The sequence below is a fragment of the Paenibacillus sp. NPDC056722 genome, assembly GCF_042790635.1.
In the GTDB taxonomy this organism is placed as follows: domain Bacteria; phylum Bacillota; class Bacilli; order Paenibacillales; family Paenibacillaceae; genus Paenibacillus_AQ; species Paenibacillus_AQ agri.
Genome location: NZ_JBHTYV010000013.1, coordinates 94,199 through 108,548 on the forward strand (window position 1 = coordinate 94,199; position 14,350 = coordinate 108,548).

The window sequence follows — 14,350 nt, forward strand, 5'->3', positions numbered from 1 at the left end:
ATGGCGGCACAACTGCCCGGCACTTTCACCCAGCGGATGAAGGAACTGCTGGGAAATGAATATCAGCAATTTGCAGACACCTACAAGGAGACTCCATATGGAGGCATCCGGGTGAATACGTTAAAAATAACGGTGGAAGCACTGCGGGCGCTGTCTCCGCTTGGGCTTGAGCCTATCCCGTGGTGTCCTACGGGATTTTATACTGAAGAAGGAGCACGTCCAGGCAAGCATCCCTATTATCATGCGGGCTTGTACTACATTCAGGAGCCGAGTGCTATGGCTCCGGTGGAATTGCTTGGCGTAGTGCCCGGCGACCGTGTGCTCGACCTGTGCGCAGCTCCCGGCGGCAAGTCCACCCAGATTGCCGCCAAGCTTCAGGGCGCGGGTCTCTTGATCAGTAATGATCTGCATTCTGAGCGGACCAAGGCGCTAGCCAAGAATCTGGAGCTGTACGGCGTTCGGAATGGAATCGTACTGAACGAGAGCCCTGAGCGAATCGCGGCGGCGTTCCCCGGCTTTTTTGACAAAATCCTGATCGATGCACCGTGCTCCGGCGAGGGGATGTTCCGCAAGGATGAGGACATGGTGCGTCAATGGGAGCCGGAGACACCGGCCAAATATGCGGACATGCAGCGGGAAATTCTAAACTCGGCCGCAATGGCGCTGGCCCCAGGTGGAACGCTTGTCTACTCCACCTGTACCTTCTCCCCGGAAGAGAATGAAGGTAGCATTGCAACCTTCCTCGCGGCGCATCCGCACTTTTCGGTAGTGCCTGTGGGCGGCACCGGATCGTTCGCGCCGGGATTCGGCGAGCTTGCCGGTACGGCACGGCTGTGGCCGCACAAGGTGAAGGGCGAAGGCCACTTCATGGCCGTGCTGCGGCATGACGGCACCGCGAAGCCGGGTGCCGAAGTTGGTACGGCTGACGATGTAACACTGTCAGCTGCGGCTCGGCCTAGAAAAGGTAAGGCCGAGTCTGGCAAGTCTGCCGTGCGCCGCGCGGAGAACGGGCGCGGCAAGGGCGGGCGGCCAGCGGGCCGAGACGGTGGCCGGGGTCAGGCCTCAGCTGAAGAGGCCGCGCTGTCTGCGTACCGCGACTGGGCTCGCGAACAGCTGAGCCCGGAGCCTGAGGGTCATCCCGTGCTGTTCGGTGACCATCTCTACCTGTCGCCGCTGCCACAGGCGGCACTGAACGGGCTTAAGGCGGTTCGTCCCGGTTGGTACCTGGGACAGGTCCGCAATGGCCGGTTCATTCCCGGCCATCCGCTGGCGACCGCGCTGCGGCCTGAAGAAAGCAGCCGCAGTCTGTCGTTGTCTAGTGCGAGCGGGGAGGCAGTTTCTTATCTTAAGGGAGAGACTTTGGCGATCCCTGAGGAACGGCTGGTCGTTAAGCCTGGAAGTCCTTTGAAGGGCTATGTGCTGGTCTGCATTGACGGCTACAGCGCCGGATGGGGCAAATGGCAGGATGGCATGCTGAAGAACGAATATCCCGCTGGATGGAGGTGGACGTAAGATGGGAGCTTCAGGTAACAGCAGCAAGAAGCAACGCTTGGATAAAGTGCTGTCCCATATCGGAGCCGGTTCACGCAGCGAGATTCGTAAGCAGGCCAAGCAGGGCCTCATTACAGTGAACGGTACCGTGGTCAAGGACAGCGGTATTCATGTCGACCCTAATCAAGATGTCATAGAAATTGGCGGCCAACGTTTTACGTACCGCGAACATATATATCTTATGATGAATAAACCCCCCGGCGTTCTCTCGGCAACGGAAGACCGCCGGGATCGGACTGTAATTGACCTGCTGGACCAGGAATACGCGCATTTCGAACCGTTTCCGGTCGGCCGGCTGGATAAGGATACGGTAGGACTACTTCTGCTCACCAACGACGGCAAGCTCGCTCACGAACTGTTGTCCCCGCGCAAACATGTGCCAAAGACTTATGAAGCCACAGTGGAGGGCGAAGTGGATGCTGCCGATGTAGCGGCCTTCGCGGCTGGTGTGGAGCTTGAGGACGGGTATGTGACTCTACCTGCGCAGTTGACCATCCTTAGTCGTGAGCGCGGCAGCAAAGTCATCTCGCAGATTTCGCTTACGATCACCGAAGGTAAATTCCATCAGGTCAAACGGATGTTCCAGGCCGTCGGGAAAAAGGTAGTCTTCCTGAAGCGTGTATCTATGGGCGGGCTGAAGCTGGACGAAAGCTTGCCGCAGGGCGCCTGCCGTGAGCTGACAGCCGAGGAGCTGCATCTGCTGGATGCGGGTAGAGAAGGGTGAGGTCGGATAAAGGGCCGCTGGGCTCCCTGCTGATTAATAATTTTATGAGCAAGCCGTAATTCGGGTGACTCAGCTATAGCTCGGAGACCAATTCACCTTGGCGCAGGGTGGTAGCAGAAAATAAAGGCAAAATGGTACCTTAATTAGGCTGAATAAACGAAAAAAGAGCGATTAAAGGCAAAATTGCACACTAAATTCTTCCTTTCGCTGCTTGAAGGGTGTATTCACGAAAAATAAGGTGCATTAATGCCCTTATTCTTTGGCCCATGGGTGTATTCTGTAAATTAAGGTACAAGATTGCCCTTATTTTATAACCTGTTATAGTTGGTGCTGGAATCAATGTATTCGATACTGCGGTGGCCGCTCAAATGATTGCAGAATACTGGAGCAAGACTCAGGCGTTTCATGGAGCTACTATAGAGAGCTATAGGGAACACCAAGGATGCGTCCGAAGTTGCTTCATCTGAGAGATATAACCTGAGGTGTGCGTTTCATACAGTCACATAAATAATGGACCTCGCTAAGCAGATAACAAACAAAGACCGACAAGGATGGTGGAGTATGAAATACAAACTGATTGCACTGGATGTCGATGGAACACTGCTCAATGATGATCATCAACTGAGCGAAGAGAACATGAAAGCCATTGCGGAAGTAACGCGGCTGGGTGGCCGAATTGTATTATGTACAGGGCGCAGCCCGCAGAACTCGATTCCTTTTATGCAGGAGATGGGACTGTCGGGTTATGTGTTGGGTCATAACGGAGCAGCCACCGTGCGCGTGGAGAACCGGGAAGTGCTGCATCAATACGGATTAGACGCACGCGGATTAGACCCTTATATTGAGTATTGCCGCGAACGCGGGATGCATTTTGACATCAATACGGCTTTTGATATGTACGTGGACAATGTGGAGAACCTATCCAAAGAAGCTAATCATATGTATGAGAATTTTCAGGTTGTACCAGCCTCGCTGCCGGCCTGGGAAGATTTCCGGGAGCCGATTGTGAAGTTCACTGTGTTCTCGAAGCCGGATATTCTGGATGAAGCAGAACGGGAATGGGGCACCTGGACACAGCAATATAACATTTTGCGCAGCGGGGAATTTTTCATTGATTTTATGAATCCAGAAGCGTCCAAAGGCAATGCACTAAAAAACCTGGCCGCAGATCTCGGCGTTCCCCGAGAGGAAGTTCTATCAATCGGCAACTACTTCAATGATATTTCCATGCTGACGTATGCTGGTCTAGGCGTAGCGATGGAAAATTCTCCGGTTGAGGTTAAAGCGGCCGCTGATGTCATTACCGGCACCAACAATGAACATGGCGTACGTGATGCGCTCGTAAAATACTGTTTGTCCTAAAGTGACAAGTAGAAAGAACAAGATATACTAAAACGTTATTTATAAAAGACTGTAGACACAAGCAGCCGTTAAGGCGATGCGTGTTTGCAGTCTTTTTTTGCGAGATGCAATTTTTTGGTTGAGTGGGGCAAATCAATCTGAATACCGAAATGGTACAGCCTCTTTGGCAGAGAAGGCAAGCCTTTGGTTGGGTGACGTTCCTGTTTGGTGTATAGGCACATTCGAATCTATTAGAAGATTGCATTAAAAAGTTATTATTTGTAAAATAAAACATATTAAACAATAATGATGGTTGATTTTGGGAGTTAGAGTTTACGAGTGAAGATACGAAAGAGAAGGGATCAGGATGAGCCTTCTATAGTCACTTATTGGGTAAGCCCAGCACCCCAAAGGCTTGGTGGGTAATGTGATGCTGAAGATGATGAACAAGGCATATTCGAAGATGCTTCCCTTGGCTTTTCACGAAATTGCGATAAAAGAAGATGACATTATACTGGACATCGGCTGCGGTGGTGGTCAGACCATACATAGATTTGCAAAAAATATAAACTTGCCAAGATTTACGGTGTCGATATTTCTCCGAAATCTTTAGAAACTCCAACACAAAAAAATCGGGAAGCAGTAGCTTGCGGCAGGCCTGGAGGAACCTTTATCATTGTTTCTCAAATTTACACAATCAATTACCGTATGCATTCATTTACTCAAAATGAAGAAGTAGAACAATTGTTCAGGCAAACCGGCTTCAAAGCAGTGAGAATTCGAGAGAACCACTAAGTGAAATTAACATTCGAACGGAAGACTAGGCATGATTCTGGTGAAGTTACCGTCTAGTTAAGAGTGAAAAAAGGTCCACCTCCCAACTAACAGCATTTTTGTATCTTATATTTCTTAAAAAATGATAAATGAGGTACATAAGAGCATTATTGTATCTTATTTTTCGAAAAAGTAAGCTGGACGGGATATTCGGAAGATTTAAGGTACAATATTGTACTTAATTCTCATTAATCCTTGACTGCAGAGAATTTAGGATACAAAAATGCCGTTAATTGTACTTTCGAAAGTTGTTGTGGGGATGGAGTATCTAAGAATAGGCTTACATGGGGGAGCAAACTAATCTGAGGTCTATGTAGCTTGAACTGAAAAATAAAACAGCCGCATCATCCTCAATTGGACGGCACAGCTGCTTGTCGTGTATATGCTTTATGTCAGTAAGACTTAGATGAACAACGAACGGGAAATGATAACGAGCAGAATGAATAGTACCAAAATCGCTCCTGTTGAAGTAAAACCTCCGTAACCTGCACCCATAACTGATTCCTCCCTTAGGTCTGATCTTGTTCCCAATGCCGATGCTGTACACTCGGTGTGTTTGGGATAATGACATCATATGCCGGGGAGGACTTCATGAACTGGTCATAGGCCCATTGCTTGTCAAGATAGGCTATAGGCTACGGAGACCTTTGGGAAGATGATTCTTAAGCTGTCCTGAGCTGGCTTTGCCCCAGCTGACCGGGAGGCCGTCTACTGTTACCAGCGTCCAACCGTGCAGCCCGGCGGGGACAGACAAACTTTCACCACGTAGCCAGGCATTGATTTCGGGACCGTCCGCGGCCAAGTTATAACCACGTGCAGCCTGTCCTTGTTGTAATGACATGGCTAATGCATGGGCAGGCTCGATCCGGTTTTTCTTCATGTGGGCAACATGCAGCCCGGCTCGGGGAACTCTCAGCCCATCAAGCAGTCCTGGATGCATGATCTCATTGAAGGATTCAGGGAGCAGATACAGTGATTCACCGAAGAGAAGCGGAACACCCTGCACATTAAATCCGGGCAGTTCCGTCGCCGCCCAAGCTTTAAATTGCTCTAAAGCCTCTTTGGTAGAGGAGGCAACTCCTGGACTTCGCTTATTTTTCCCACTGCTGCGCTTATTACGCTTAGGCTCCGCCACCAATGCTGCATCGTCATCTTCCTGCTTCCGCAGGAGCGCCACGAAATGTCCCTCACCTTTTTCTAAATGCGGCCATAGCCGCTTGCTGGTTACCAGTTCCATATCGGGATAACTGTCCAGGATTTGCTCAATGGTGTCCTCATTTTCCTTGCGGTTAAAAGTGCAAGTGGAGTAAGCTATGTAGCCACCGGGCTTAAGCATTCTATAGGCTTCCTGCAAAATGTCCCATTGTCTCGAAGCGCACATCTCTACATGATCCGGTGACCATTCGGCAATGGCCCCGGCATCCTTGCGGAACATGCCCTCGCCGGAGCAGGGAGCATCCAGCATAATCCGGTCGAAGGTCTCCGGGAAGCGCCGGGCTAATTCCTCTGGGGTAGCGTTGGTGACAAGTGCGTGTGCAATGCCAAGTCGTTCCACATTTTCGGCGAGAATCTTGGCCCGTTCAGGATGAATCTCATTGGAGACCAGCAGGCCCCGGCCCTGCATCAAAGCAGCGATATGGGTAGTCTTGCCTCCTGGTGCTGCTGCAAGATCCAATACAGTCTCCCCGGGACGTGGGGCCAGCAATTCGGCGGCGGACATTGCCGAGGGCTCTTGTATATAATATAGTCCGGCAGCATGGTAAGGATGTTTGCCCGGACGGGATGGATCTTCGTAATAGAATCCTTCAGAACACCAGGGTACCGGTTCCAATCCAAACATGGAAACGGTGTTCTCAGCGGCGCTCAGGCCTGCTGTCGTCCCGCTTTTAAGCCAGTTGAATCTCAGTCCTTGGCTGCGCGGTGCTGTGTAGCTTTTCAGAAAAGCGTCCGCCTCTTGTCCCAGTATATCTCTCATTGTTGCGGTAAAAGCGGCGGGCAGCCGTTCTTCCATCATACGTCATTCTCCTTTTGTCAGTTGCTGTTTCATGTTGATACCGATAAAATCAAAGTATGAATCATTAAACCTCCCCAGACATGATGTCCTTATCTGGAAAGTTTACATATGAATAACTATATCACAATTGCCGGGTCTCACCGTAATCAGGGCAATAGTAAAGGGGATAGACCTATGAATTTGCTGCAAGCGCTCTTCTTTCCGCCGGAACAACCCGGCGGGGTATCTTCTATGATTCCATATCTGCAGGAAAGGTTCCGTTCCAGCCGCTGGGAGATGGATTTGTTCTGGCTGCCCAAGCGGATACGCGGGAAAGGACATGAGGAAGTTGTGTTCGAAACCTTCGATTGGACACGTTATGGCGAAAGCCATATTGTGCAAAAATATATCCAAACCTATCGTGATTATTTATGGTGGACAAAGCTTCGTCTGAGCAAAAAATATGATCTTATTCATGCGCATCACCCCATAGCGGGACTGGCGATGAAGCAGGTTTTCCCTGACGTTCCGTTGATCCAGACTTTGCACTCCAGCTATGAGCGGGAACTGATCCTGAACGGAGTCATTGCTGAGGGTGGGCTGGAGCACCAGTTTCTGGTGTCCATCTATCGTGAGCTGGAGCATGTCAGTGACCGTCTCATGACCGTATCGCGCTCCTTCGCCGATTATCTGTCACCATATCTGGATGAGCCTACGCGTGTCGGGGTGATTCCAAACGGGTTCGATGAGAAGCGATTCAAGCCGGTCCCGCATGATAATAATATTCCCCAATTAGTTACTGTCACCCGTTTGGTGCCGGCGAAAGGGATTGATACGCTGTTTCATGCCTGCGCTGAGCTGAAGAAGCGCGGACATGAGTATGTACTGCATATTATCGGCGACGGTCCTTCCCGGTCTGAGCTTGAGAAGCTGGCTCAAGAGCTTGGTATCTACAATGAGACGATTTTTTATGGATATACGCTTCATCCGGAGGAATTTATGCCCTTCTTTGATATCTTTGTTCTGCCTTCCCGCGCGGAAGCCTTCGGCTCTGTTTTTGCGGAAGCTGCGCTGAGCTGTCTGGCTCTGGTCGGCACTAATGTGGGCGGTATTCCGGAACAGATTGAGGATGGTGTGAACGGACTGCTTGTCAACCCGGACGATGATATTGAACTGGCGGACGCCCTGGAGAAAGTGATTGCCGATCCAGCCTACCGTTATGAGCTGTCACGGTCAGCCTGGGAGAAAGCTAAAAGCCGTTACTCCCTTACCCGGGTTGCCAATGAACTTAAAAAAACCTATTTGCAGCATCAATCCGGAAAGAAGGGTTGAGCGTGATGATCCCTTTCCGGTTTCTGCATGCTGCGGATTTGCATCTGGACAGTCGTTTTGCCGGTTTGGCTCATCTGCCGGCCGCTGTCCGCTCCTATTTACGGGAGTCTACCTTTGCCGCCCTCGGGCGGCTTATCTGTTTAGCGATAAAGGAAAATGTTGATTTTGTCGTCATCAGCGGGGATATCTATGATGTGTCGGATGCCTCTTTGCAAGGACAGCTACGATTCCAGGAGGCTCTGAAGGAGCTAGGAGAGCAGGGCATCCCTGTATTTCTGATTCACGGGAATCATGATCCGCTGGATGGTCCGCGTCTGGTTGTCGAAATGCCGGAACATGTAACGGTATTCGGAGGGGATGCTCCGGGATATGCCACAGCTCACCGCCGCAGGGACGGACAAGAAGTCGCTATTGTAAGCGGTATATCCTATCCTACTGCCAAGGTTACCGCGAACACAGCAGTGACATTTAGCCGGAAGCCAGGCAGTGAGCTGTTTCATATTGCCCTGCTGCACGGGAATGTGGACGGTGATCTCCAGCATGAGACGTATTCACCGTGCAGCCGCAAGGATCTGATTGGTCAAGGGTTTGACTATTGGGCGCTGGGCCATATTCATAAGCGCAGCATTTTATATGAAAAGCCTTATATCGTTTACCCCGGAAATATTCAAGGACGTAGTGTCAAGGAGATCGGCCCAAAGGGCTGTTATGTGGTTGATGTGAGGGAGAACGGAGAAGCGGCGCTGCAGTTTCACGAGCTGGATGTCGTCCGTTGGCAGGTGACTGAGCTGTCTATCGACGGCATGGAACATGAAGCACAGTGGGTCGAGGCGGTGGAGCGGAGGATTGAAGACATCCGGGAGGCAGATCCGCATCTGATGACTGTCGTCCGGTTCCGTCTGACGGGCAGGGGGAACGTTCATCGCCTTCTGGCAGAAAAAGGGGCAGCTGCGGATTTACTGAGCGAACTTCAGCGGCGTGAAGCGCTCCGGGCAGAGCGGAAGGAATATCCGGGTCTGGTATGGACAGAAGGTTTTGCCGTGGAATCTGGACTTGCAGTAGACCGATCGCGGTTGCTGCAGGAGGATAGCTTTCTGGGCGAAATGCTCCGATTAGCTGAAAAGGGTGAAGGTGAGGGTTCACGGGAAGAGCTGGAGGATATGATTAGCAGCGCAATTGCGCCATTAATGGAGAACCGTGAACTGCGCCGGCTATTGTCACAGGTCAGCGAAGAAGAGAAACTGGACTGGCTCAGAGGCGCGGCAGAGTTGGGCATTACGCTACTGAGTGGACTGGAAGGTGCCGGTGAAGCTGAGGGTGGCTTCCGGGAACAGCCTGACGGAGGGCGATATGATGAAGATTGAGCAATTGCAAATCAGCGGCTTCGGCCGGATTCAAGGTCGCGAGTTGGCACTGAGTGATGGTGTTACGGTGCTGTATGGCCAGAACGAAGCCGGGAAAAGCACGACACTCCAGTTCATCCGTGCGATGCTGTACGGGATTCCTGGACGCAGTTATCCCACAGAACGTTATGAGCCTCTCCATGGCGGGGTCCATGGTGGAGTGCTTAAGGCTCGGGACCGGGAGGGCGGACTATGGCAAATCCGCCGTTTTGCTGGAGGTGGAGAGGGGCAAGGACGGGGTGAGAAGCTGAATGTTACCGTGAGCCGGGCAGACGGAACGACGGAAGAACTAGGTCAGGCAGAACTGGAGCGTTATCTGCTCGGTGGTGTATCCCGCAGTATGTTCCGCCAGCTGTTTGCCGTGTCGCTGGACGAGCTGCAGGAACTGGCTGCGCTGCAATCTGATGAGATGAGCAGTTATTTGTTCCATGCCGGTATGGGCGGCGGTGGTGAAATTATGCGGGCGGAGCGCCGGCTGCTGCAGGACGCGGAAAAGCTCTATAAGCCGAGAGGCAAGGTTCAGGAAGCAGCGAAGATCTTGCAATCGATCGAAAAACTGGAGCAGCAGATGGCGGATAGCCGCTCTTATCTCCCGCGTTACAACGACAATACGTCTGCACTAGAGGAGACGGAAGCTCAATTGGCCAAGGTCGAGGAACGGCGCGACAGCACTGGCGCCAGATTGCTTATGCTGCGCAAGGCGCTAGAAATTCGCGATGTATGGCTGCAATGGAGTGCTGCCCGTCTGGAATTTGCCGGATTGCCGCAAATTCAATCTTTTCCGGAGGAAGGGGCGAACCGCCTTCAGGAGCTGGAAGCCGAGATTCGAAGCGCGGCAGCAGCTGCCGAACGGATTGAGCGGCTTCAAGCGGAACTGATAGCAGAACTGGAACAGAATCACCCGGACCCCATGCTGGTAGCCCAAGGTCCGGTGCTGGAGCGACTCGACCGTCGTCGTAGCATCTATGAGGACCGCCGTCTAGAACGCCAGCGGCTTACAGGGGAGCTTGATGGGCTGCTGGCGCATATACAGCGCATCTTGCGGAGCATTGATCCTGCGTGGACTACAGCAGAGCTGGCGACATTCTCCGGTGCGGCGGGTGACCGGGAGGCGGCGCGGCGCTACGCAGCGGCGTTCGCGAGCTATGATCGCCGCATGGAAACCCAGGGCGCAGCACGCCAAGCGCTGCGTTCCCGGCTTGCGGCTGCGGCAGCATCGCTGCAGGCCGCAGAGCGGGCCCTGGCGCGAGAGCAAGCGGCAGGCGCCGAGACCTTCGCCGCGCTGCGACCGGCCAGCGCACGGGAAGTGCTGCAGCTCTGGGATGAGCTGCAGCAGGCCGCGGAGCGCTGGCGCGAGGCGAAGCTGCACGGCTTGCAGCACGGCGCGGGAAGCGATGAAGCCATGCGGGCCCGCATGGCTTCGCTCTACCGGCGCCTGCTGCTGACCGGCGCAGCCCTGACCGCGCTGCTGCCCGCGGCGCTGTGGCTGACCGGGGCACCGCCGGTCAGCGCCTGGATCGCGCTCGGCCTGCTGGCCGCGGCCGATCTGGCCCTGTGGGCCGGCCTGCGCGGAGCGGGCCGGCGTAAGGCGTCCCCGCCAGGGTATGGCGGGGACGGCGGAGATGCAGCCGCTGAGATGCTGCGGCTGCGGGGGCTCTTGCTCTCCGGGGCGGAGCCGGAGAGTGGCCCAGAGGGACGACCGCTGCGCAGGTCGTCCGGAGGCCCTGCCAGCCCTGACGCAAGCGGGCTGGAGGCGGGCATGAGGGAGCTGCGCAGGCTCATGGATGCCTGGACCGCCTGGCGGCAGAAAGTGGATCGCGCCAGTGATGAGCGCGAGGCCTGCCGCACCGAGATGGAGAGCCTTGCCGGGCAGGAGCAGGCACTTGCCGCTGAGATGCGCCAGGAAGAAGCGGCCTTCACCGATACGGCTGGCCGATATGAAGCCTGGCTGCGAAGCCACAAGCTGCCGGAGGGTCTGTCGCCGGAGGGTTTGCCAGAGATCTTCAGTGCTGTGGAGCAGGGGAATGAACTGCTTCAACAGCAGAGCAAGCTCCATCTACGGCTTGCACAACTGGAGGCGGAGTGCGTAGCCTTCGAGGATGAGGTATTGGCTCTTATGGAAGATGCGGGTTCCTCAGTAGAAGAAGTCGCTGCCTCTGCTTCGCAGCCCGAGATGCCGGGATCGGAGAGTGGAGAGCGGGAAGAATTGGCCCGGATGATTCCCGGCTGGCTGGAAGCCAGGAAGCTCGCTTGGGACGGGCTCAAAGCAGAGCTGTTGCGGCTGGATGATCTAACTTCCAGGCTTAGATCGGCAGAGGGAGAATATGAAGAGGCCCAGCTGCATTTGGAGCGGCTGAATCAGCGCCGCCTAAGTCTTTTGGAGCAAGGAGGCGCTGAGGACAGCGAGGAGTTTCTGCGCCGCTCGGCGGCAGTTCAGCGCCGGGGCGAATTGGAAGGGAACCTTCGCCAATGGGAACTGGCCATGTTCGGTGGCTGGAGTCAAGAAGGAACTAAGGAACTGCTTGCTCTACTGGATACGCTGGATGCTTCTGCGTTGGAGCAGGAACACTCAGTTGCAGAAGAGCAGGCTGCAACGTCAGAAGAAGAGCGCAGTAGTCTCCTTCAGCGACGAGGGAAGCTGCTCCAGGAGAGAGAATACCTGAAGGAGCGCTGTCTGGAGGACACGGTTCTCCAGCAGCTGGAGGAACAACGGTCCGCACTTCGTCTCATTGCAGGGCAATATGCGGTGACCGCAATTACTGCGGAACTTATCGGCAGGACGCGGAGAATTTACGAGCAGGAGAAACAGCCGCAGGTGCTGCGGCTGGCCTCGGTCTATTTTAACAAGCTGACTGAGGGAGAGTACCTCAGAGTGGTGATGACTCTGGGGCATAAAGAGCTCAAAGCGGAGCATCGGACAGCGGGACTGCTGGATAGCGGACTGCTAAGCCGCGGAACTGCGGAGCAGCTCTATCTGGCATTGCGGCTGGCCCTGGCGGAGACGATGGCTCGGCAAGCCTGTCTCCCATTACTGTTCGACGATCTCTTTGTTAATTTTGATGAACAGAGGCTGCATGCTGCGCTCTCATTGCTTGGCGAGCTGTCGGCGACCCGACAAATCGTAATGATGACCTGTCACCGCCATGTCGCGGAAGCTGCGGGGGTGCTGATTCCTACGGCTGCTGTTATTTCCGTGTAATTCGTGAAGCTGGCTTCAGCTTGGCTAAAGAAGTCTCATCTCTGCCAGATTCGGGCTTCGGCCCTTCTGGTGGCGGGGAGATAGGGGTGCGCATCAGCTTGAATCCCCATACAAGTGCTAGACCGCCGAAAATGGGATAAAACACGGACAAGAGAGAGCTGAATCCGAATTGGCTAAATAGGTAGCAGGTTAACATGAGCAAAGCGATAATTACATCTTGGGATAAGGGCAGCCTCTGTTTTAACTGCGCGGTAACACCGTAAATATCCGCCACAAATGTGCTGAAGATTTCAAGGAAGATTAGCAGCAGGTAGATCGTTTGGACCACGGCTCCAAGTCTAAATGCGATGCTGCCCATTGGAATTTCGTACTGCATGATTCCGGGCATTTGCGAGCTCATGGCAAAATGCGCTGCCAGCAGTAAGAGACCTATTCCAGCCCCGCCCAGTATACCGCCCCGCAGCAGGGCCTTCTCGTCTTCTGTCTCCCGGGCAAGCGGTACAAGAACAGCCTGTGCCATCCCCAGGTTAAATGCTGTATACAGTAATGGAGACAGCCAGGCAGAGAACGTGCTGGTGTCCGTCTGGAGAAACAGAAAATATTCAGCGCCCGGTTGATGCATCGTATTAATCACAATAATCAGAGAAAGAGCCAGCATGAGTGGAACAACGGTGCTGTTCATGTGAAGGATACCAGAGATGCCTCGTGTCAGCAGCAGATAAGACCCTAGGATGGTGAGGATTAGTCCAGCCTGATAATGAAAACCCAGATGCTCCTGAAAAATGGCTCCCGCACCGGCAAGCATAATGCTGTTTACGCCAATCAGAATCACCATGGTGAACAGGCTGATTATACTGCCTGTCTGCTCGCCAAAGAGGTGGCGGTTGAAATCCTCATAAGAATTCGCCCGGATCCGCCGGGCGAGCACCATCATTTTGGTGCCAAGCCAAATAAACAGTATAGTGGAGCACAGGATCGTGATCAGTGCCCAATGACCGTAACGGGTAAAGAAGCGGAGGATTTCTTGCCCGGTGGCAAATCCGGCCCCTACGATAGTGCCAATATAAGTGAATGCGATCTGTAAGGTGCGAAGATGGGTTTTCACAGCTTTCCTCCTTGTTTTTGGGATCCTCTGTCAGGTGCTTGAATGATGTATCACAGCAGAGGTGCCTTGAGAGTGGTTATTTTGGAGCGGTAATGGAGCAGCGGATTGCAGGATTGCCTTGTGTACTCTATATAGTACAGGTTATGATGAGGAACAGAAGGACATGACTTCTGACGTATTCCTTTGTGTGGAGTGCGCGGGAAGATATGGATTATATAAGTGTATTGGAGGTTCAAAGTCATGGAAGTGTTGAAAAAGCGGATTTTGGAGGAAGGTATCGTCGTTTCGGATCAGGTGCTTAAGCTGGATGCTCTATTGAATCACCAGGTAGATCCCGAGCTGACGATGGAGATGGGACGGGAGTTTGCCCGGAGATTTAGCGATAGCGGGATTACTCGTATAGTAACCGTGGAATCCTCCGGAATTGCCGTGGCATTTGCCACCGCCTTGGTTATGAATGTACCGCTCGTCTTTGCACGCCGCAAAAAAACACTGCTGGCCGATCCCGATGCGCTGTGTGAGAGAGTCCCTTCGTTTACCAAGGGAATAGTTACCGACATTATGCTTTCCCGTCAATTTGTTTCGCCAGAGGATAAGATTCTGTTTATTGATGATATCATCGCTAATGGAGATGCGGCGCGGGGATTGATCAAAATTATTCAACGTTCCGGCGCAGAATTGGTTGGCCTAGGGGTCGTTGTGGAGAAGAGCTTCCAGGCAGGAGCGCGCACCATCCGCGAACAAGGTATTCGTCTGGAATCCTTAGTCCGGATCAGTTCCCTAAATGAAGGAACAGTTGTCTTCGAAGACTAGAAGGCAGTGGAAACAAAACACAAGCCTATTTTCCAAACAACTTCTTTTCACCCTA

General features: G+C 53.2%; 10 protein-coding genes. 7 read left to right on the forward strand and 3 right to left on the reverse strand.

Going from position 1 to position 14,350, the window contains the following annotated elements:
- The 3 genes from ACFRAM_RS23880 to ACFRAM_RS23890 all read left to right on the forward strand — a co-directional run bounded on the left by ACFRAM_RS23880 (position 1) and on the right by ACFRAM_RS23890 (position 3,637).
- Positions 1-1,512: an RsmB/NOP family class I SAM-dependent RNA methyltransferase gene (locus ACFRAM_RS23880; RefSeq protein WP_379468758.1), complete on the forward strand. Its 1,512-nt coding sequence runs from the start codon at positions 1-3 to the stop codon at positions 1,510-1,512.
- A gap of 1 nt (position 1,513) precedes the next feature.
- Positions 1,514-2,275: a pseudouridine synthase gene (locus tag ACFRAM_RS23885; RefSeq protein WP_379468760.1), complete on the forward strand. Its 762-nt coding sequence runs from the start codon at positions 1,514-1,516 to the stop codon at positions 2,273-2,275.
- A gap of 561 nt (positions 2,276-2,836) precedes the next feature.
- Positions 2,837-3,637 (forward strand): Cof-type HAD-IIB family hydrolase, encoded by an 801-nt coding sequence (locus tag ACFRAM_RS23890; RefSeq protein ID WP_379468762.1) that lies wholly within the window; start codon positions 2,837-2,839, stop codon positions 3,635-3,637.
- Between the two features lie 1,215 nt (positions 3,638-4,852).
- Here ACFRAM_RS23890 and ACFRAM_RS23895 read toward each other — a convergent pair.
- Complete coding sequence (locus tag ACFRAM_RS23895) at positions 4,853-4,945, reverse strand: YjcZ family sporulation protein (protein ID WP_217492820.1); 93 nt, start codon at positions 4,943-4,945, stop codon at positions 4,853-4,855.
- Positions 4,946-5,078: 133 nt separating this feature from the next.
- Positions 5,079-6,464 carry an RsmF rRNA methyltransferase first C-terminal domain-containing protein gene (locus tag ACFRAM_RS23900; RefSeq protein ID WP_379468765.1) on the reverse strand — a complete coding sequence of 462 codons (1,386 nt, stop codon included), beginning with the start codon at positions 6,462-6,464 and terminating at the stop codon, positions 5,079-5,081.
- Between the two features lie 174 nt (positions 6,465-6,638).
- Here ACFRAM_RS23900 and ACFRAM_RS23905 point away from each other — a divergent pair, with 174 nt between their 5' ends.
- Genes ACFRAM_RS23905 through ACFRAM_RS23915 form a run of 3 tightly spaced genes read left to right on the forward strand, consistent with a single transcriptional unit; the run spans position 6,639 to position 12,377 of the window.
- Positions 6,639-7,775: a glycosyltransferase family 4 protein gene (locus tag ACFRAM_RS23905; protein ID WP_379468768.1), complete on the forward strand. Its 1,137-nt coding sequence runs from the start codon at positions 6,639-6,641 to the stop codon at positions 7,773-7,775.
- 5 nt (positions 7,776-7,780) lie between these two features.
- Positions 7,781-9,139: a metallophosphoesterase family protein gene (locus ACFRAM_RS23910; RefSeq protein WP_379468886.1), complete on the forward strand. Its 1,359-nt coding sequence runs from the start codon at positions 7,781-7,783 to the stop codon at positions 9,137-9,139.
- Positions 9,081-12,377, forward strand: a complete 3,297-nt coding sequence (locus tag ACFRAM_RS23915; RefSeq protein WP_379468770.1) for an AAA family ATPase — start codon at positions 9,081-9,083, stop codon at positions 12,375-12,377. The genes ACFRAM_RS23910 and ACFRAM_RS23915 overlap by 59 nt, the downstream gene beginning before the upstream one ends.
- Here the strand turns inward: ACFRAM_RS23915 and ACFRAM_RS23920 are convergent.
- Positions 12,364-13,482, reverse strand: a complete 1,119-nt coding sequence (locus ACFRAM_RS23920; RefSeq protein ID WP_379468772.1) for a YkvI family membrane protein — start codon at positions 13,480-13,482, stop codon at positions 12,364-12,366. The genes ACFRAM_RS23915 and ACFRAM_RS23920 overlap by 14 nt on opposite strands.
- Before the next feature lie 240 nt (positions 13,483-13,722).
- Here ACFRAM_RS23920 and ACFRAM_RS23925 point away from each other — a divergent pair, with 240 nt between their 5' ends.
- Positions 13,723-14,295, forward strand: coding sequence for a xanthine phosphoribosyltransferase (locus ACFRAM_RS23925; RefSeq protein ID WP_066371725.1), 573 nt, complete (start codon positions 13,723-13,725; stop codon positions 14,293-14,295).
- The last annotated feature ends 55 nt before the right edge of the window (positions 14,296-14,350 follow it).